The following is an 18,640-nucleotide window of genomic DNA, read 5'->3' on the forward strand; positions in this document are numbered from 1 at the left end:
AGGATTGGGAATGCGATTTAAATTACAGGATATTCTTTGGCCAAAGGCGGGATTGTGTGGAGAAAAACTTTTGTATTATCGATTGGGAAAAAATCCTGTACATGATGTATGGACATTAGAGCATGCAGATAAGAGTGCAGATACAGGAGTAAGAAAGCTCGGAGATTGTGGTCTTCTCTTTAAAGAGGATGGTGTAGCATCTTTTGATACCTATTTTAATGGCTTTTCAATTGAAAAATGGAAGAAGTACACTATACTTGATCAACTATTTTTAGATTTAAAAATCAAGGGAAAGTTTCGAGTTACATTATATTCTAAGCAAAAATTGGTGGATGATTTGCTTGAAAAACCAATTTTTGAGACAATCATTGAGGCAAAGAATGACGAAGTAAGAACAATTTTATTTCCAGAAGCCTATACTGTGGGTATGCTCTGCTTTGAACTTACTGCATTAGAGGATGGTTCATGTTTTTATGGTGGCGAATTTTATACAGAAGTTGAAGAAGAAAAGATTCGCAATGTTAAGATTGCTATTGGTATCTGTACTTTTAAGAGAGAGGCGTATGTCACAAAAAATATTGGCATCTTAAATGAGCATATTATTGAAAATCAGAATTCAGATTTGAATGGACATCTTGAAGTTTTTGCCTCAGACAATGGGCAGACCTTAGACATTGATCAGTTGTCTTCAGAGAAAATTCACATTGTAAAGAATAAAAATACTGGTGGAGCTGGTGGATTTACAAGATGTATGATTGAGGCAAGTCGTGCTAATGAGAAGGGAATGGGGATTACCCATATGCTCTTGATGGATGATGACATTGTGATTGATCCAGAGTCTATTGTGAAAACATACAAAATTTTATCCTTGCTAAAGGAAGAGTATAAGGATTCCTTTATTGGTGGAGCAATGCTTCGCATCGACAAACAATATTCTCAAGTGGAATCAGGAGCTGTTTGGAATGCGGGAAGACTTGAGCCACTAAAGATGGGACTTGATATGCGAATGCTAATGGATTGCATTTACAATGAGTGGGAGGAGTACAGAGAGTATAATGCTTGGTGGTATTGCTGTTTTCCAATGGACATTGTAAGATCAGATAATCTTCCTATGCCAATTTTTATTCGAGGTGATGACTTAGAGTATGGTCTTAGAAATATGAAGAATTTAATTTTGATGAATGGAATTTGTGTATGGCACGAGCCATTTGAAAATAAATATTCTTCATTCCTTGAGTACTATATTATCCGAAATAAATTGATTGACAATTCTATGCACTGTCCTTGGTATGGAAAAAATGATTTAAAGAAGGATATGTTTAAAGCAATCACAAGAGAGATTGTATATTACCGCTATAAAAATGTTGATTTAATTCTTCGTGGCGTGGCTGATTTCTTAAAGGGTGTGGATTGGCTGTTAAAGTCAGATGGTGAAAAGCTTCATAAGGAGATTATGGCGGCAGGGTATAAGGCCGAGCCGTTGGAAAATTTAGATGTTCCATTTTCCTATCCAGAGTATGACAAGGAAAGACATAAAAAGAGTTCACCAATAAATAAGTTAAAGAGGATATTGACGCTCAATGGTTATCTTTTAAGAACAAGGGGAAATGTAGTTACTTCGATGTCTTCTATCCGCCCGATTAATGCCTATAGAGCAAAAAAGATTCTACAATATGATGTGACATCAAAAAAAGCCTTTGTTACAGAGAAGGACAATAAAAAGTTATTAGAGTGCTATGCAAAGATGAATTATATGTTCAGAGAAATTGATAAGCGCTATGATACAGCAAAAAAGAGTTATCAAAGTCGATGCAAGGAAGTGCAGAATATTGAATTCTGGGAAAGGTACCTAGGATTGTAATATGAACAAGAAAAAAATTGGCTTTTTTGATAGGTGCAATAAGTATGGCTTATTTATTTATACCGCTATTGCATTATTGAGTATAGCATTTATTATTCTGGCATTTGCAAAATATTTTTTGCATTCTGACTGTGCAGGACTTTTATTTTGGGCAGAAGAGAGTTTTAAGCAGGGGAGATTGTATCCAAAAAACTTTCATTATACGACTGTAGTATTTGGACCGTTTTATAATTTTTTTCTCATTTTTGCCATGTTCTTTACAAAGAATGAATATTTAATTCATTCTTCAGGAAGTGTTATGGCCGTAGTTGTTCTGGTTTTAGGATTTTTTATCTTAGAATGGGACAATAAAAAGAAAGCTTGTATAGAGAGCATTTTGTTTTTAATTCCCTTTGGTGGAATTTACAATGATATGCTATTTTATCAGAGTGCATATGTATATAATATTTGGGCAATTACGATTTATTTAATTTGTTTTAAGACATTGCTCAATATAGAAGGAAAGACAGTTTCATCTAGGAGAAAGGGAATTGTTTATGCACTGTATCTTTTTATATTTATTTGGATCTGTGCATCGGGACTTTCTAATGTACTACAGATTATAATTCCTTCATTTTTTGCTATTTTTGTCTTGTTCTTTTTACGTAAAGAATGGGATTTTAAGGCGTGGTTAAAAGAAAAGTATCTAATAAAACTCATTGTATGGACTTTTGTTGGTACAATTGTAGGGCTTATTGGATACAAGGTGATATGTGCGATCACAGGCTTTAATAATGTGATGTTTAATATAGGAATCTTAGATCCTGTAGAAATCTCAAATCATTTTTTTATTGTATTCGGAAAGATGTGGCAATTGCTGGGTGTTGAAGCTACTACTAAATTATTTGATTTAGTGTCAATTAGCAATTGTATTGTGATGGTGTTTGCTGTCATTATTAACTTTGTTATTCCAATAGTTATGATGAAAAGATTAAAAGAGATAGAGAGTCCCTACATTCAATATCTAGTTGTTTTTACACAGACAAGTAATGTCCTGACAATGTTTATGATGATTTTTTGTGGATATGCTGAAGCAAGGTACTTAATTCCAATGTATATGATGAACATTATTTTATGTGCAGCTTATATTTATGAATTTCATTTTCAGGAGTATAAGCCATGGAAAAACATTGTACTTGCTGGAATTTTAATTACATCATTCACATTAAATGCAAAGTATTATTTTGCTATGGATTATCATAAGTTTTTGAATGGCAACACGATGAAAACCTTGTTTCATCCGCACACAGAGGATAAGGTTGTAAAGAAGGTGTTTGAAGAATTAGAGCATCGAGATGTACATTATGGCTTTGCACCATTTTGGAGATCGTTTAGTTATATGATGGCGTCGAATAGTAGGATAGGCTTTGCAGCTTATGATGCGACAAAACCTACAGTGCCATACTATTTTGATAAAAATGACATTTCAAATGTGCAATATTATGGTGTATCATCGGATTTGTATAAGCCAGAGTTACATACAGGAAAGTGTTTTGTTATGATTGAGCCGGGAAAGCAGCTTGCAGATGCTTATTATCAGTTGGCCATTGATAGCTTTGAAGTTGAGGGAATGAAATTTTTGATTTTTGATCATAATATCTACGAGTATCCATTATTGAGAGCAGCAGATGGCACTGAAAATTTGGTGATTCAATAGAGAGATGTTGGAGGGAGAAGAAGATGATTAATTTTAATGTACCACCATTCGTGGGTCCAGAGTTAGATGCAGTAAAGAAGGCAATTGAAAACCATAAGATTTGTGGTGATGGAGAATTTACTAAAAAGTGTAATGCGTGGTTGGAGGAAAGAACTTCTTCTTCAAAAGTATTGTTGACAACTTCTTGCACGCATGCGACAGAAATGGCTGCTTTGCTTGGCAATATTCAGCCAGGGGATGAAGTGATTATGCCTTCCTATACTTTTGTATCGACAGCAGATGCCTTTGTACTTCGTGGAGCTAAGGTAGTATTTGTGGATATTCGTCCAGATACTATGAATATGGATGAATATCTCATTGAGGATGCTATTACAGAAAAGACAAGAGCGATTGTTCCGGTGCATTATGCTGGTGTAGCATGTGAGATGGACAAAATTATGGAGATTGCAAAGAAGTATCATTTGCTTGTCATCGAAGATGCCGCACAGGGAATTATGAGCACATATAAAGGAAAGGCACTTGGTGCTATTGGTGATTATGGATGTTTTAGTTTCCATGAAACAAAGAATTATTCTATGGGAGAGGGTGGAGCACTTCTTATCAGAGACCCAGAAAATATAGAAAGAGCAGAGATTATACGAGAAAAGGGAACAAACAGAAGTAAGTTTTTCCGTGGACAGATTGATAAATATACTTGGGTAGATGCAGGATCTTCCTATCTTCCGAGTGAGATGAATGCAGCCTATTTGTATGCAGAACTTGAGGTGGCTGATGAAATTAATCAAAATCGAATGGACAGTTGGAATAGATACTACAAAGGACTTAAGGAGTTAGAGGATGCTGGAAAGATAAATCTTCCAGTTATTCCAGAGAATTGTCTACACAATGCACATATGTTTTACTTTAAGGCTAAGGATTTGGCAGAAAGAACAGCATTTATTTCATTTATGCGTGAAAATGAGATTGGTTGTGTATTCCATTATATTCCATTGCATTCTGCACCAGCTGGAAAAAAGTTTGGAAGATTTCATGGAGAAGATCGCTACACGACAAAAGAGAGCGAACGATTAGTGCGTTTACCAATGTATTATAATTTGAAACTTGAGGATCAGCAAAAGGTGATTGATAAAATAAAGGAGTTCTATCGCTAATGAAGGGAATTATACTTGCAGGTGGAGCAGGAACAAGATTGTATCCACTTACTTTAGTAACATCCAAACAGTTATTGCCAGTTTATGATAAGCCAATGATTTATTATCCATTATCTACATTGATGTTGGCAGGAATAAAAGATATTTTGATTATTTCTACACCAGAAGATACACCACGATTTAAAGAACTATTACAAGATGGGTCACAATTTGGTATTCATTTGTCCTATGCAGTACAACCTACACCTGATGGACTTGCTCAAGCCTTTATTATTGGTGAGGAATTTATTGGAGATGATTGCTGTGCGATGGTGCTTGGAGATAATATCTTTTATGGAAATGGATTTGCTTCAATATTACAGCAGGCTGCAAAGGGAGCTAAGGAGGGAAGCGCAACAGTTTTCGGTTATTATGTAGAGGATCCAGAAAGATTTGGCATTGTTGAATTTGATTCAAGTGGTAAAGTGGTTTCACTTGAAGAAAAGCCAGAGGAGCCAAAGAGCAATTATGCAATTACGGGAGTTTATTTCTATCCAAAGGGAGTGGCAAAGAAGGCGAAGCAAGTAAAGCCCTCAGCTAGAGGTGAACTTGAAATTACAACACTAAATTCAATGTATCTTGATGAAGAGACATTAAAGGTTCAATTACTTGGAAGAGGCTTTGCATGGTTGGATACAGGAACAATGGAAAGTCTTTTAGAAGCTTCAGAGTTTGTCAGTATGGTGGAGCAACGCCAAGGAATTATGATTTCAGCTCCTGAGGAGATTGCTTATCGCCATGGTTGGATTAGTCGTGAAGAATTAGAGATTGCTGCAAGGCGATATGGAAAATCACCATATGGAAAGTATTTGCAAAAAGTTGCTGATGGTAAAGTTTTAAGTTCTAGTATGAGGGGAGAATAGATAGTTGCAAAAATTAAAAGTGTTTGTGCAGCTACATATATTACTCTTTATCTATTCTCTAGGTGCGGTTTGCTCAAAAATTGCAGGAACACAAAGTTTTTTATCGGTAAAGTTTATTATTTTTTATGGCTTGGTTCTTATCGATTTGTTTGCCTATGCATTATTTTGGCAACAAATTTTGAAAAAGTTGCCATTAGTCACAGCTTATGCAAATAAAGCCATCACAGTTGTTTGGGGATTGTTATGGGGAATGTTAGTTTTTAAAGAAAAGATTACGGTATTTAATGTAGTTGGGGCATTGGTTATTATTTTTGGAATATATATGGTGGTGGCAGCAGATGAACATTGATATTCGATATATAGGGCTATTTTTATTTTCAGTATTCATCTCTTCGGTATCACAGGTGATTTTAAAAAAGAGTGCCAATCGAACATATGCAAGTAAATTACAGGAGTATTTAAATATTCCTGTAATGCTTGCGTATGCTTTGTTTTTTGGCTCGTCACTGTTAACGGTACTTGCGTATAAGTTTGTGCCGCTGTCAATGGGACCAATATTGGAAGCAAGTGGATATGTATATGTTGCAGTATTGGGAGCTCTATTTTTAAATGAAAAATTGAGCACAAAAAAAGTAATAGGTATGGCGGCAATTATTTTAGGAATTGTTCTCTTTAACATATAAATTTATAGGGAATAGAGAGGAGAAGGAAAAATGAAAATTTCATTTGTTATTCCTTGTTATCGTTCTCAGAAAACTTTGGCAGGTGTTATTCGTGAAGTTCAGGAAACGATGGCTACTCTTAATGGGTATACATATGAGATCATCTTAGTAAATGATGCGTCACCAGATGACACATTTAGTGAGATTAGAAGATTGTGCAAGGAAAATGATAATATTATTGGCATTGATATGGCAAAGAATTTTGGTCAACATTCTGCATTGATGGCTGGATTTCATGAGGTTAGTGGTGAAGTTGTCGTTTGCCTTGATGATGATGGACAGACACCGGCAAATGAAGTTGGAAAGTTGCTAGATAAGATTAATGAAGGATATGATGTGGTGTATGCAGAGTATTCCAACAAAAAGCATTCAAAGTTTAGAAATTTGGGTAGTCATCTCAACAGTGTTATGACAGAGCATCTTTTGGAAAAGCCTAAAGACTTATATATATCAAGTTATTTTGCAGCACGGAAATTTATTATTGATGAGATCTTAAGATATGACAATGCATATCCGTATGTTACAGGATTAGTACTTAGAACCACAAGAAAAATATGTAATGTAGAGGTAAGACATCGAGAGAGGGAAGTTGGGGAGTCGGGTTATTCGTTGAGTAAGCTATTGGGGCTTTGGCTCAATGGGTTTACCTCTTTTTCTGTGAAACCATTGCGTTTAGCAACATTTAGTGGATTGTTTGCAGCATTTTTAGGTCTTTTATTTATTATTGTCACAGTAATTCGAAGGCTAGTTGATCAAAGTATTCCTATTGGATGGAGTTCGACAATTTCAATTATTTTATTAATGGGCGGAATGATTTTGTTTGTTTTAGGAATTATTGGTGAATATATTGGACGTATTTACATCTGTATCAATCATTCTCCACAATATGTAATTCGTGAGAAGATTAAACATTAGGAAGAGGGTGGGGAATATGGAAAAAATTGAGCAACCATGGGAGAAGAAAAATCTAGGTGTCCACAGTGTTGAATTTCGTTTTGATGGAACAGAAAGCATAGAGAAAATAGGAAGAGAGATTCTGGGAGAGATAAATTTTGATTACCAATTGTGCAGGGTGCCTGTTGGACGAATGGATATTGTGTATCTTCTACAAGATCATGGTTTTCGATTTGCAGAGACAAGTTTTGAGTTATCTGCAGATTTAAAAAATCTTGCTTTGCCAAAGGCATATGAAAGATATGAAGAGTATATTTGCTATCGTAAAATTGAAGATGGGGAAGAAGAGAAGGTATATGAGGCAATCCGTCAGGGAATATTTGACACGGATAAGGTGTATTTAGATCCTTTTTTTAAAAAAGAGCAATCAGGCATTCGTTTTGCTAATTGGTGCCAACAGGAAATTGAGTCGGGAAAATCTACTTGCTATATTGTAGAAAATAATGGTATGGAGATTGGATTCTTTCTCTTAAAAGAAATTTCGAATAAAGTTTCTGATTCATTACTGGCAGGATTGTATGATGCTAAAAAGAGTCTTGGACTTGGATTTTCTGTTTTGTATTATCCAATGCTAAAGGCAAAGGAAGATGGAAAGAAGAGAATTATTGCAGCAGTATCTTCTAATAATCCAGCATCCTTAAGAATGCATTTGGAGTTGGGATATAAAGTTAAAAATATGAGTTATGTATTGGTTAAGCATATTAAAAAGGAATAAGAAGTTTTTGGGGGAAGATAATGGCAATCACAAGTACCATTTTTCTATTTGTGTTCTTACCAGTTGCTTTAGGAGTTTTCTACATTGCAGATGATAGGGCTAAAGAATATATTTTAGTGGCATTGAGTTTATTTTTTTATGCTGTTGGGTCCTTAAAATATTTTGAATTATTTGTAGTAGCTGTATGCATTACTGTAGTGTTAGGAAGACTGATTGCAAGAGCAAAAGAGAAGAAATTGAAAAAGGTTCTAGTTACAGTAGGAGTACTGGTTAATCTTTCGATTTTAATCTATTATAAGTATATGGATTTTGCAATTTCTACAATTAATGATTTAGCTGGCTCTACATTAGCACTAAGAAATTTAGCTTTACCATTAGGAATTTCTTTTTTTACATTTAAAGCAATTTCTTATTTATGTGATGTATATAGTGAAAAGGTGAAATTAGATCATGAACCAGTGAGAGATGTACTGTATCTATCGTTTTTCGGACAAGTTCTATCTGGACCATTAGCAAGGTTTGGAGATTTCAAGAATACTTTTATAGGGACTGAAGAAAAGAATCACCTATTTAGTGATGGAGTGTTTCGCTTTTTAATTGGATTTAATAAAAAAGTTTTATTAGCAAATGTATTAGCTAATATTACAAATGAAGTTTATTCTACAGATTTTTCATTATTTACACCAGCTTTTGCATGGTTAGGGGCTATTTGCTATTCATTACAACTTTTTTTTGATTTTGCAGGATATTCTGATATGGCGATTGGACTCTCAGAAATGTTTGGCTATCATTGTATGGAAAATTTTAATTATCCATATATGACAGAATCTGTAGCAAAGTTTTGGAGAAGATGGCATATTTCATTGAGCCAGTGGTTTAGAGACTATATTTATATTCCATTAGGCGGATCTCGAACAAAGAGCAAAGGTCGAGTGTATATTAATATGTTGGCTGTATGGTTAGCAACAGGGATATGGCATGGAGCAGCATGGAATTTTGTTGTTTGGGGATTAGGATTTTTCATTTTAATTGCATTTGAGAAAGTGACAGGTTTTCCAGATACCTTTAAATCAAAGGGAATGAAGATTGCATATCGCATTTTCACCTTGTTCTTTATCAATTTCGAATGGGTAATATTTAGGGCAAAAGATTTAAAGACAGCTGTAATTTATATACAAAATATGTTTATGTTCCAAAAACATACGATTTCTGACTTAAGAACTATGTTTATAATTAAAGATTACTTTTGGATTATTTTATTTGCTATTGTATTATCATTCCCAGTAGTGCCAAATTTGAGAAAAAGGTTTGAGGGAAAAGAGGAACTTTGTAGGATTTATGATGCAGTTATTGGAATTTTAGTCATTGTGTTATTTATATGGGCGATTACATTTGCAGTTGTTGGACAAAATAATCCGTTTGCTTATGCAAATTTCTAGGAGAAAGATAATGGAAAAATGGAATACAAAAAAGGCCATGTCTAGTCTATTTGTACTTGGACTGGGGATAGCATTTATTCGTTCAGGTGGCTATAGTACAATACAAAAAATTGCAGATGCAGCTGTTCACAAGGATGTCAATATTAATGCTATAGATTCTGATTTTACAAGCAATTTGTGGATACAGCATGAACTTATTGATATTAATGGAATTATGGAAAAGTTAATGGGAATGCGTGGATATTACAGCAACATGGGTATGTATGTTGCAAAAGGAAACTACATTGTTTCTTCATCTCCGGAAACTTCTACAGATTATGAATATAATCAAATAAGTGCGTTAGCTGATTTTTTGAAAGAGCATGATATTCATTTGCTTTATGTTAATGAGCCAACAAAGTATGTGGATGATAATTTCTTTAAGGAAAATTTTGGTGTTGATTCTTTTAGCAATCGGAATATGGACAAATTTCTTGGAAGAATTAGAGAAAAAGGCATACCGACGATTGACTTGAGAGAAAATATTAGAGAAGAAGGATTGAATATCAAAGATTTCTTTTATAGAACAGATCATCATTGGACTACAAAGGCAACGCTATGGGCAGTGAAAATTATAGCGGATGGTCTTAATAAATATTGTGGCTATTCTATTGACACTTCTATATATAATGTAGATAATTATGACATGGTTGAGTATAAAAAGGCTTGGTTGGGAGAACAAGGGAGAAAAGTTTCTGGAGCATATGTTGGACTAGATGATTTTACAGAAATTAAACCAAAGTTTGAGACGAGTTATACTTTTAAATTTCCAGATGGAAATAAAGATGGAACATTTGATATGTTTGTAAATGAAGCTTTATATGATAAAAAATCGAATGTTTACTCGGTAGGAAGTTGGCATTATTCTTATAATCGTCTTAATTGCATTAATCATAATGTTAATTATGGAAAGGTTTTGCTCCTTGGAGATTCCTACGAACAGACGACAGAGCCCTTTTTATCTTTAGGGATAAAGGAAGTCGATAGTCTAGTTATGCGTGAAGTTGATGACTCATTTGATTTGAAGCAGTATATATTGGATAATCATTATGATACTGTAATTATTGCTTATGCACAATTCATGGTGGGGGCACATGATGATTCAACATCCGCAAATTATAAGATGTTTTCTTTTGATAAAAGCATTCAATAGGCAGAAAGGAAGGAATTATGTATTCGTTTAATGAACTGAGAAAAGCAGCGAAGCAGGTTGTGGAAGGTAAAGAAGTGAGAGTGGCCATCCTTGGAAATTGTGCGACACAGTTTTTTGCAAAGTCACTTCTAGGTTATGCGAAGCTTTCAGGAATTAATGCCAATGTGTTTGATGCAGATTATAATCAAATTGAGGCACAACTTTTAGATGTGGATTCAGAATTATATCATTTTTCACCTGATACAATCGTATTGTGGCTGGCAACAGAGAAATTGTATGAAGAGTTCTTAGATATGCCATTGTCAAATAGGGCACATTTTGCTGATATTTACATTGAAAAAATTAGAGGATATTGGGAACTTATTGAGAAAAATTCAAAAGCCAAAGTTATCCAAATGAATTTTACTGAGATTGACGACAAGGTTTTGGGAGAATATTCAGCAAAAGTGGACATTAGCTTTATTTATCAGATAAGAAAGTTGAATTTTTTACTGGAAGAGGCTATGAGAAGTGATGCAAATGTTTATCCTGTAGACTTGTTGGCAATACAAATTCGGATTGGAGCAAAGAATTTCTTTGACGCACCGATGTATTATAGTGCAAAATTGAGTGCTTCGATGAATGCACTGCCTTATATTACAAAGGCAGTTGTTGATGTGCAGAAGTCTATTCTTGGAAAAATAAAGAAGTGTATTATTCTTGATTTAGACAATACTCTTTGGGGCGGTGTCATTGGAGATGATGGAATTGGCGGAATTGAAATTGGTGAATTGGGCAAAGGGCATGTGTTCACGAATTTTCAGCGTTGGTTAAAGCAATTAAAAGAAGCAGGAATTATTTTGGCAGTATGCAGTAAGAACACAGAGTCTGTAGCAAAAGAGCCATTTGAAAAAAATGAAGAGATGGTTTTGCATTTAGATGATATTTCTGTGTTTGTTGCAAACTGGGAGGACAAGGCAACCAATATTAAGTTGATTCAGGAGACTTTGAATATTGGTATGGATTCTATTGTATTTGTGGATGATAATCCATTTGAGAGAAATCTAGTTCGCCAAATGATTAAGGATATTGAGGTGCCAGAGTTACCAGAAGATCCAGCACTTTATTTAGGCTATCTTCAGGAGTGTAATTACTTTGATTGTGCATCCTATGTGGGAGTAAAGTCAGATAGAACAAAGCTTTATCAGGCCGAATTTCAAAGAAAACAGTTACAGGTTCAGTATCAGTCAATAGATGATTATTTAAAGAGCTTGGAAATGATTGGCAAGGCTGAAAAGTTTATGCCAGAAAATTATGCTCGAATTGCACAGTTGACTCAACGCTCAAATCAATTTAATTTGAGAACAATGAGATATTCAGAAGCTGATATTCAGGCCATTGCAGAGAATGAAAAATTTTTGACGATGTCTTTGCATTTAAAGGATAAGTTTGGAGATCATGGTTTAGTTTCTGTGGTGATTTTAGAAAAGAAAAATGAACAAGAAGTTTTTGTAGATACTTGGTTGATGAGCTGTCGTGTGTTGAAACGAGGTATGGAGGAGTATGTTGTTAACAAGATTGTTAAGTTAGCAAGAGCGCATGGATTTAAGAAAATTACTGCAGAATACATTCCTACTCCAAAGAACGCTATGGTAGAGAAGATTTATGAAAAGATGGGATTTACTAATGTGGGAGAAAATAATTACGCATTAGATGTGGACAGCTATAAAGATCAAGTAAGTTATATTAATGAGGAGGAGTAAGATGACAAGAGAAGAAGCTTTTGAAAGGGTAGTGGATATTTGTAGGGATGTATTTGAAAATGATGATTTGGAATTAAATGATGAGTCAAATGCAAATACAGTGGATGAGTGGGACAGCTTGACTCATTTGAACTTAATTAACGATATTGAGGAAGAGTTTAAGATGAAGTTCACCCTTGATGAATTTTCAAATAGTGCAAATCTTGGAGAATTGGTAGATGCCTTGATGAAGCATCTTAACTAATTTTGTGGAATGATTATAGTTATCAATAAATACTCTAGCTATGGTTATAGTCGGGGTATTTATTGGTTTTAGGGAGTTTGGATAAAATGAAAGCTAAGGGTTATTCAAGGAAGGCGATAGTTGTATTTTGCTTATTAGTTTTTGCGTTCTTTTTCTCACTACAAGATGTGACTTCAATCTTTAGTCACAGAGTGAATTATAGTGACAGTGGGGTGTATCAATATATTGGAAGTTCTTTGTTGCGTGGTGAAGTGCTTTACAGAGATAATTTTGATCACTTTGGACCAGTACTATATATAATTAATGCGCTGGGGTTTGCTATTGCTAAGATTCATGGAGTATGGCTGATTGATTTTTTGGCTATGTTTATTATTGAATTATTGGGATATAAAATTACAGAACATTTTTTAAAGGAAAAGTTGGCACTAATTGTGAGCGTGAGTGTGCTGTCTGGTTTGAGTTGGGCATTTTGGATTGGAAATACACCTGATTATCTTGGCTTAGCCTTTATCTTAGGATTTGTCTATTGTAGTATAGATTTATATATTGAAAAAGAGCTAAGTAAGACGAGACTTGCTCTTTTGGGGCTTTTGTTTACATTGGTTTTTTGGACAAAACAGGCACTTGTTTTTGGAATATTTCTATTTTACATTTGGGGAGTAATCCAATATTGGAAAAAAAATAAAAAATTAATGTTGACTCAAATTTTTATTCCTGGTGGAGTTTGGGCTGTGTTGTCAGGAATAATTTTGGTGTGGCTAAAGGGTGTACATGGAGCCTATGATATGATCCAACAGTACTTTAAGTTTACTTGGCAGGGATTTAAGGTGGATGTATTGCATAGTCATATTTTTGGAACATTTTGGTTCTTTTTTAATCGTCCAGATATTCTTTTACTTTTCTATTTTATAATCGTTTATATTGTTATAGAAGTGTTCTCGAGAGAGAGTAAGGAATCTAAGGAGAAAGATTTACTAAAGACAGTATTAGTGATTTTAGTTTTGCAAATGTTTTTTGTTGCATTACCTGGAAGAAAATATGTGCAATATAGTAGTGTTTACTATGTATGGCTTTTACTTGCTTATACATTAATTGTTCAACGAGTAGTGAAAGGATCAATTAAAATTGTAGCAGCGGTGCTCGTATTTATTTTGCTTGTTCCAAATGGAGTCATTGCCTACCGCAGTCAAGTGTCAAACTGGAAAGATGTAGGAAAAAGTCAAGAGGTCGTCGCTTTTATTCGTGATAATACAGCTGAGGGAAGCAAAATTGCTGTTGCTTCTCCAGATCATGCAGGGTATTATTTGGCATCAAAGAGAAACTCTGCTACGAAGTATCCATATATTCATCCATCAATGTTTGACCATGAAGATGGAATTTGGAAGGAATATCGAAAGGAATTGGAAGAAAAGAATGTGGAGGCCATTGTGTGGTTTGATCAGCAAGATATCCATCGCTATTTACCCAATATTGAAAATAATTATCAGTTCGCATATACTGGTGATGGAGTGACAATTTATTTAAGAAAATAATATGTAAGAAGAAGGAGACAACATGTACGATTATTTAGTCGTTGGTGCAGGATTGTTTGGAGCAATCTTTGCAAGAGAGGCAAAATTAAAGGGAAAATCAGTATTGGTCATTGACAAAAGACCAAATGTCGCTGGAAATGTTTATACAGAAGAAATTGAGGGAATTAATGTACATCAATATGGAGCACATATTTTCCATACAAATAATCAGAGAGTGTGGGACTACATCAATCAATTTGCTCAATTTAATCGCTTTACCAATGCACCAGTAGCAAATTATAAGGGAGAGATTTATTCCTTGCCTTTTAATATGTACACATTTAATAAGATGTGGGGCGTGGTGACTCCACAAGAAGCTGAGGCAAAGATTGAAGAGCAGAGAAAAGCAGCAGGTATTACTGAGCCAAAGAATCTTGAGGAACAGGCAATTAGCTTGGTGGGAACAGATATCTATGAAAAGCTCATTAAGGGTTATACAATGAAACAATGGGGTAGAGATTGCAAGGATCTGCCAGCATTTATTATTAAGAGATTACCTGTTCGATTGACTTATGACAACAACTACTTTAATGCACTTTATCAGGGAATTCCAATGGGCGGCTATACAAAGATGGTCGAGAACATCCTAGAGGGTGTGGAAGTTAGATTAAATGTGGACTACTTAGAGCACAGAGAGGAATTGGATGTATTGGCTAAAAAGGTGATCTACACAGGTCCAATTGATGCCTACTTCGATTATCAATTGGGAGCACTTGAGTATCGAAGTGTGAGATTTGAGACGGAAGTATTGGATATGCCAAACTTTCAGGGCAACGCGGCTGTCAATTATACGGACGCAGAATCACCTTATACAAGAATTATTGAGCACAAGTGGTTTGAGTTTGGTACACAGCCAAAGACAGTGATTAGTAAGGAATATAGCTCGGAGTGGAAGCTTGGAGATGAGCCATATTATCCAGTTAATGATGAGAAAAATTCAAAGCTATATCAGCAATATAGAGATTTGGCTGAGAAGGAACAAAAGGTTCTATTTGGCGGAAGACTTGGAGAGTATAGATATTATGATATGGATGCAGTGATTGATTCAGCACTGCGTTTTTGTGAGAAAAACTTATAAAATTCATAAGATGGCGTAATTCTTAAGAATTTATTGTTTTGCCACAAAAACTGACAAAATGTGAGGCAAAGGTGTTATAATAGTAGGACACTTTTAGACGCAAATGTGAATGATAGAGAGATATGGAGGCATAATAGTATGGAGAAAACAGCATTAGTAATTATGGCAGCTGGAATTGGAAGTCGCTTTGGGGGCGGTATTAAGCAATTGGCACAGGTAGGACCAAGTGGAGAGATCATTATGGATTACTCCATTCATGATGCATTGGAGGCAGGATTTAATAAGGTCGTATTTATTATTCGAAAGGATCTTGAAAAGGACTTTAAGGAGATTATTGGCAATCGAATTTCAAAAATTGTTGAGGTCGAGTATGCCTATCAGGAACTTGATGACATCCCAGAAAAGTTTAAGGGAAAATGGGATAGAAAGAAGCCTTGGGGAACAGGTCAGGCCATTCTTGCAGCAAAAAATGTCATTCATGAGCCATTTGTCGTTATCAACGCAGACGACTACTATGGCAAGGAGTGCTTTGTAAAGTTACATGATTATCTAGTTAATCAGATGGATGTCAATGAAAATCCAATGGATCTTTGTATGGCAGGTTTTAAGTTGGCGAATACACTCAGTGACAATGGCGGTGTGACTAGGGGAGTTTGCCACATCAAGGACAATAAGCTCTCTGAAGTGACGGAGACCTATGAAATTCAAATGGTGGATGGAAAGTTGAGTGCAAAAGATGATGATGGTCAGGATGTTGAGGTAGAACTTGACAGTGCTGTTTCGATGAATATGTGGGGCTTACATCCAAAGTTTATTGAGGTGCTCGACAAAGGATTTGAGGTCTTTCTTGAGAAGTTGCCAGAAAGCGATATCAAGAAAGAATATCTCTTGCCTAGAATTATTGACCGCATGTTAAAGTCAGGGGAAGCTACTGTTGAGGTGCTTCGCACAGATGACAAGTGGTTTGGTGTGACTTATCAGGAGGACAAGCAGATTGTAATTGACTCCATTCGAGAGCTGATCAGTAATGGAGTTTATAAGGAAAAGTTGTTTAGTTAGGTGATAAGAGATATCTATATAGATAGAGATAATAAAAATATTTATATAGGGTGTTTTTAGGGAGTACTAAGGGGACGGATATATCTACACATCTGTCGTTTACTTTAAATAGACAATAGATATAGATAGGAGACAGCTTGATGCATTGTATGTATCAAGCTGTTGTGTAACATAGGAGTAAGAAAAACAATTGTAATTTTGGGGAGATTTGTAATGAAAAATTGTTTAGTTATTCTTCCAAGACAGATTTTTCCTATTGTTAGTGGATATTCTAATAAAAATTATAATCTTTTAATGGCGCTTGCAAAAAAATATAAAGTTAGAGTAATTATTATAACTACGGATGATATTATAGAGGAAGAGAAAAAGTTTTATATAGAGCAAAATATCAATTTCACTAGTGTTAAGCTTTCTAGATGGAAGATGATTTTTCATATATTGATTGCATTTTGTAAGAGAGAACCACTGCAAATAGGTTACTATTATGATAAAAGTGTTCAACAAGTAGTAGATCAATATGCAAAAAAATCTGATATTTGTATTGCTGCTTTGGTAAGAACTTGGAAATATCTAGAAAAATATTGTGTTCAAAAAGAAAAGATTGTTGTTTTTGATATGGTAGATTCTATTGCTTTGAATTATAAGAATTCAAAGGAGAAAGTGGGATCATTTTTTTGGAAATTTATCTATGGGATAGAAGAAAATAGATTATTAGTTTATGAGAACAAGGCTATTCAATTGAGCCAAGTGACTTATTTATTTAATGCAAAGGAATATCATTATTGGAAAGATTCGGGAAATGTTTCCTTGTTGCCTCACGGTGTAGAAGACAAGCTTTTTACTTATGAAAAAGTAGATCGTAAATATTTTGGATCAGTTGCTTTTATTGGAAAAATGAACTATCAACCTAATATAGATGCTATGCTTTGGTACATTCGACATATTCATGTAAACATTGGAACTAGGGTTCCCCTAGTTATTGTTGGTGCTTATCCGACTAAAGAACTAGAGGAGGAAGCAAAAAAAATTGGAAATGTAACGGTGACAGGTTTTGTAGAAGATCCGTATATTTATTTGAATTCTGCATTAGCAGTGATTGCACCTATGCAGACAGGTGGAGGAATTCAGAATAAAGTATTAGAGGGTATGGCTCTTGGAAAAGTAACTATTGTAACGAGTTTGGCAGCTGACTCTATGGTAGGAATAGAAGATGGAAAGCATTTATTGATAGCGAATTCACCTGAAGAATTTCAAAAAAAAATTTTGGAAGTAGCGGATTCACCAGATAAATTTAGACAAATTGGAATGAATGCTAAAGATCTGATTAAGTTAAAATATACTTGGGGGACATATGCAAAAAAATATATTGAAGGTATTGAAGAAGTAGATGGATGAAAGAATAAGTGTCAATACTTGGCTGAAGCATCACTATGGCGTGAAGGTGTATAAATTGGCACTTTCTACGGGATGCACCTGTCCAAATCGGGATGGCACCCTCTCTACGGGAGGTTGTATCTTTTGTGATGGCGCAGGGGCATTTGCACAGAGGGGCGATATTAAAGAGCAAATCAAAGAGGCAAGGGACCTCGTGTCAAAGAAGGTAAAGCCAGGAACAAAGTACATCGCCTATTTTCAATCCTTTACCAATACTTATGGCAAGCCGCCAGAAGAATTAGAAAAGATGTATAGGGAAGCGATTGAGCCAGAGGATGTTGCGGCCATTTCGATTGCGACAAGACCAGATTGTTTGTCAGAGGAAATAATGGAAGTGCTTGTTCGCATTCATCGTGTTAAGCCTGTATGGATTGAGCTTGGCTTGCAGACCATACACGAGCAGACGGCAATATACATCAATCGCCAATATTCTCTAAGTGTATTTGATGATGCAATGAAAAGATTAAAGGCCAGAGGAATGACGGTGATTGTCCATCAGATGCTTGGTCTTCCGGGGGAGACAAAGAAAATGATGGTGGAGACATCAAGATATATTGGAAAAAGTGGAGCAGATGGAGTTAAATTACATCTATTACATATTTTGGCGGGAACAAAGATGGCCAGAGAGTGGAAAAAAGGAAAAGTTTCGGTATTATCACTTGAGGAATATATTGATATTTTAATTGATTGTCTTTATGTATTGCCAAAAGAAGTGATTCTTCATCGCTTGACTGGAGATGGGCAGAAAAAGGATCTTTTGGCACCACTTTGGAGTGGAGATAAGAAGAGAGTCATGAATACAGTGAAAAAGGCATTAGAAGAGGCAGGGATTATCATTGTGTAATCTCTGCCTCTTTGCTGTTCTCTTTTAGTTTTATTT

17 protein-coding genes are annotated in these 18,640 nt (G+C 35.0%); all 17 read left to right on the forward strand.

The genetic code is table 11. The features are described from left to right. The first annotated feature begins 10 nt into the window (after positions 1–10). The 17 genes from J5A74_05515 to J5A74_05595 all read left to right on the forward strand — a co-directional run bounded on the left by J5A74_05515 (position 11) and on the right by J5A74_05595 (position 18,604). On the forward strand, positions 11–1,861 hold the full coding sequence (locus J5A74_05515; protein QUI96744.1) for a glycosyltransferase: 1,851 nt from the start codon (positions 11–13) through the stop codon (positions 1,859–1,861). Between the two features lies 1 nt (position 1,862). Further along, positions 1,863–3,557 carry a hypothetical protein gene (locus J5A74_05520; GenBank protein ID QUI96745.1) on the forward strand — a complete coding sequence of 565 codons (1,695 nt, stop codon included), beginning with the start codon at positions 1,863–1,865 and terminating at the stop codon, positions 3,555–3,557. A gap of 23 nt (positions 3,558–3,580) precedes the next feature. Beyond that, the gene (rffA, locus tag J5A74_05525; protein ID QUI96746.1) at positions 3,581–4,708 is read left to right on the forward strand and encodes a dTDP-4-amino-4,6-dideoxygalactose transaminase; all 1,128 of its coding nucleotides are present in this window, start codon (positions 3,581–3,583) and stop codon (positions 4,706–4,708) included. After that, positions 4,708–5,610, forward strand: coding sequence for a glucose-1-phosphate thymidylyltransferase RfbA (gene rfbA, locus J5A74_05530; protein QUI96747.1), 903 nt, complete (start codon positions 4,708–4,710; stop codon positions 5,608–5,610). Before rffA ends, rfbA begins: the two co-directional genes overlap by 1 nt. 4 nt (positions 5,611–5,614) lie before the next feature. After that, complete coding sequence (locus J5A74_05535; protein QUI96748.1) at positions 5,615–5,959, forward strand: transporter; 345 nt, start codon at positions 5,615–5,617, stop codon at positions 5,957–5,959. Then, positions 5,949–6,293 (forward strand): EamA family transporter, encoded by a 345-nt coding sequence (locus J5A74_05540; protein QUI96749.1) that lies wholly within the window; start codon positions 5,949–5,951, stop codon positions 6,291–6,293. The genes J5A74_05535 and J5A74_05540 overlap by 11 nt, the downstream gene beginning before the upstream one ends. 30 nt (positions 6,294–6,323) lie before the next feature. Next, positions 6,324–7,247, forward strand: coding sequence for a glycosyltransferase family 2 protein (locus tag J5A74_05545; GenBank protein QUI96750.1), 924 nt, complete (start codon positions 6,324–6,326; stop codon positions 7,245–7,247). Positions 7,248–7,263: 16 nt separating this feature from the next. Further along, entirely contained in the window at positions 7,264–8,001 is a 738-nt protein-coding gene (locus tag J5A74_05550; protein ID QUI96751.1) for a hypothetical protein, read from the forward strand. Between the two features lie 20 nt (positions 8,002–8,021). Next, a complete protein-coding gene (locus tag J5A74_05555) occupies positions 8,022–9,440 on the forward strand; it encodes an MBOAT family protein (protein ID QUI96752.1) in 1,419 nt (472 codons plus the stop codon). A 10-nt stretch (positions 9,441–9,450) separates the two neighbouring features. Further along, entirely contained in the window at positions 9,451–10,632 is a 1,182-nt protein-coding gene (locus J5A74_05560) for a hypothetical protein (GenBank protein QUI96753.1), read from the forward strand. 17 nt (positions 10,633–10,649) lie between these two features. Next, positions 10,650–12,374: an HAD-IIIC family phosphatase gene (locus J5A74_05565; protein ID QUI96754.1), complete on the forward strand. Its 1,725-nt coding sequence runs from the start codon at positions 10,650–10,652 to the stop codon at positions 12,372–12,374. Position 12,375: 1 nt separating this feature from the next. After that, positions 12,376–12,618, forward strand: a complete 243-nt coding sequence (locus J5A74_05570; protein ID QUI96755.1) for an acyl carrier protein — start codon at positions 12,376–12,378, stop codon at positions 12,616–12,618. A 191-nt stretch (positions 12,619–12,809) separates the two neighbouring features. After that, positions 12,810–14,150, forward strand: a complete 1,341-nt coding sequence (locus tag J5A74_05575) for a hypothetical protein (protein QUI96756.1) — start codon at positions 12,810–12,812, stop codon at positions 14,148–14,150. Positions 14,151–14,172: 22 nt separating this feature from the next. After that, the gene (glf, locus tag J5A74_05580; GenBank protein QUI96757.1) at positions 14,173–15,267 is read left to right on the forward strand and encodes a UDP-galactopyranose mutase; all 1,095 of its coding nucleotides are present in this window, start codon (positions 14,173–14,175) and stop codon (positions 15,265–15,267) included. A 138-nt stretch (positions 15,268–15,405) separates the two neighbouring features. Continuing rightward, positions 15,406–16,326, forward strand: a complete 921-nt coding sequence (locus tag J5A74_05585) for a nucleotidyltransferase (protein ID QUI96758.1) — start codon at positions 15,406–15,408, stop codon at positions 16,324–16,326. 213 nt (positions 16,327–16,539) lie between these two features. Further along, positions 16,540–17,721: a glycosyltransferase gene (locus J5A74_05590; GenBank protein ID QUI96759.1), complete on the forward strand. Its 1,182-nt coding sequence runs from the start codon at positions 16,540–16,542 to the stop codon at positions 17,719–17,721. Next, positions 17,714–18,604 carry a TIGR01212 family radical SAM protein gene (locus J5A74_05595; protein ID QUI96760.1) on the forward strand — a complete coding sequence of 297 codons (891 nt, stop codon included), beginning with the start codon at positions 17,714–17,716 and terminating at the stop codon, positions 18,602–18,604. The genes J5A74_05590 and J5A74_05595 overlap by 8 nt, the downstream gene beginning before the upstream one ends. Positions 18,605–18,640: the final 36 nt, after the last annotated feature.

The organism is Lachnospiraceae bacterium oral taxon 096 (assembly GCA_018141845.1).
GTDB lineage: Bacteria > Bacillota > Clostridia > Lachnospirales > Lachnospiraceae > F0428.

Coding starts and splice junctions, on each gene's coding strand:
- J5A74_05565 (QUI96754.1), top strand. CDS start 10,650: ATGTATTCGTTTAATGAACTGAGAAAAGCAGCGAAGCAGGTTGTGGAA.
- glf (QUI96757.1), top strand. CDS start 14,173: ATGTACGATTATTTAGTCGTTGGTGCAGGATTGTTTGGAGCAATCTTT.
- J5A74_05520 (QUI96745.1), top strand. CDS start 1,863: ATGAACAAGAAAAAAATTGGCTTTTTTGATAGGTGCAATAAGTATGGC.
- J5A74_05560 (QUI96753.1), top strand. CDS start 9,451: ATGGAAAAATGGAATACAAAAAAGGCCATGTCTAGTCTATTTGTACTT.
- J5A74_05590 (QUI96759.1), top strand. CDS start 16,540: ATGAAAAATTGTTTAGTTATTCTTCCAAGACAGATTTTTCCTATTGTT.
- J5A74_05570 (QUI96755.1), top strand. CDS start 12,376: ATGACAAGAGAAGAAGCTTTTGAAAGGGTAGTGGATATTTGTAGGGAT.
- J5A74_05585 (QUI96758.1), top strand. CDS start 15,406: ATGGAGAAAACAGCATTAGTAATTATGGCAGCTGGAATTGGAAGTCGC.
- J5A74_05540 (QUI96749.1), top strand. CDS start 5,949: ATGAACATTGATATTCGATATATAGGGCTATTTTTATTTTCAGTATTC.
- rffA (QUI96746.1), top strand. CDS start 3,581: ATGATTAATTTTAATGTACCACCATTCGTGGGTCCAGAGTTAGATGCA.
- J5A74_05595 (QUI96760.1), top strand. CDS start 17,714: ATGGATGAAAGAATAAGTGTCAATACTTGGCTGAAGCATCACTATGGC.
- J5A74_05545 (QUI96750.1), top strand. CDS start 6,324: ATGAAAATTTCATTTGTTATTCCTTGTTATCGTTCTCAGAAAACTTTG.
- J5A74_05515 (QUI96744.1), top strand. CDS start 11: ATGCGATTTAAATTACAGGATATTCTTTGGCCAAAGGCGGGATTGTGT.
- rfbA (QUI96747.1), top strand. CDS start 4,708: ATGAAGGGAATTATACTTGCAGGTGGAGCAGGAACAAGATTGTATCCA.
- J5A74_05550 (QUI96751.1), top strand. CDS start 7,264: ATGGAAAAAATTGAGCAACCATGGGAGAAGAAAAATCTAGGTGTCCAC.
- J5A74_05555 (QUI96752.1), top strand. CDS start 8,022: ATGGCAATCACAAGTACCATTTTTCTATTTGTGTTCTTACCAGTTGCT.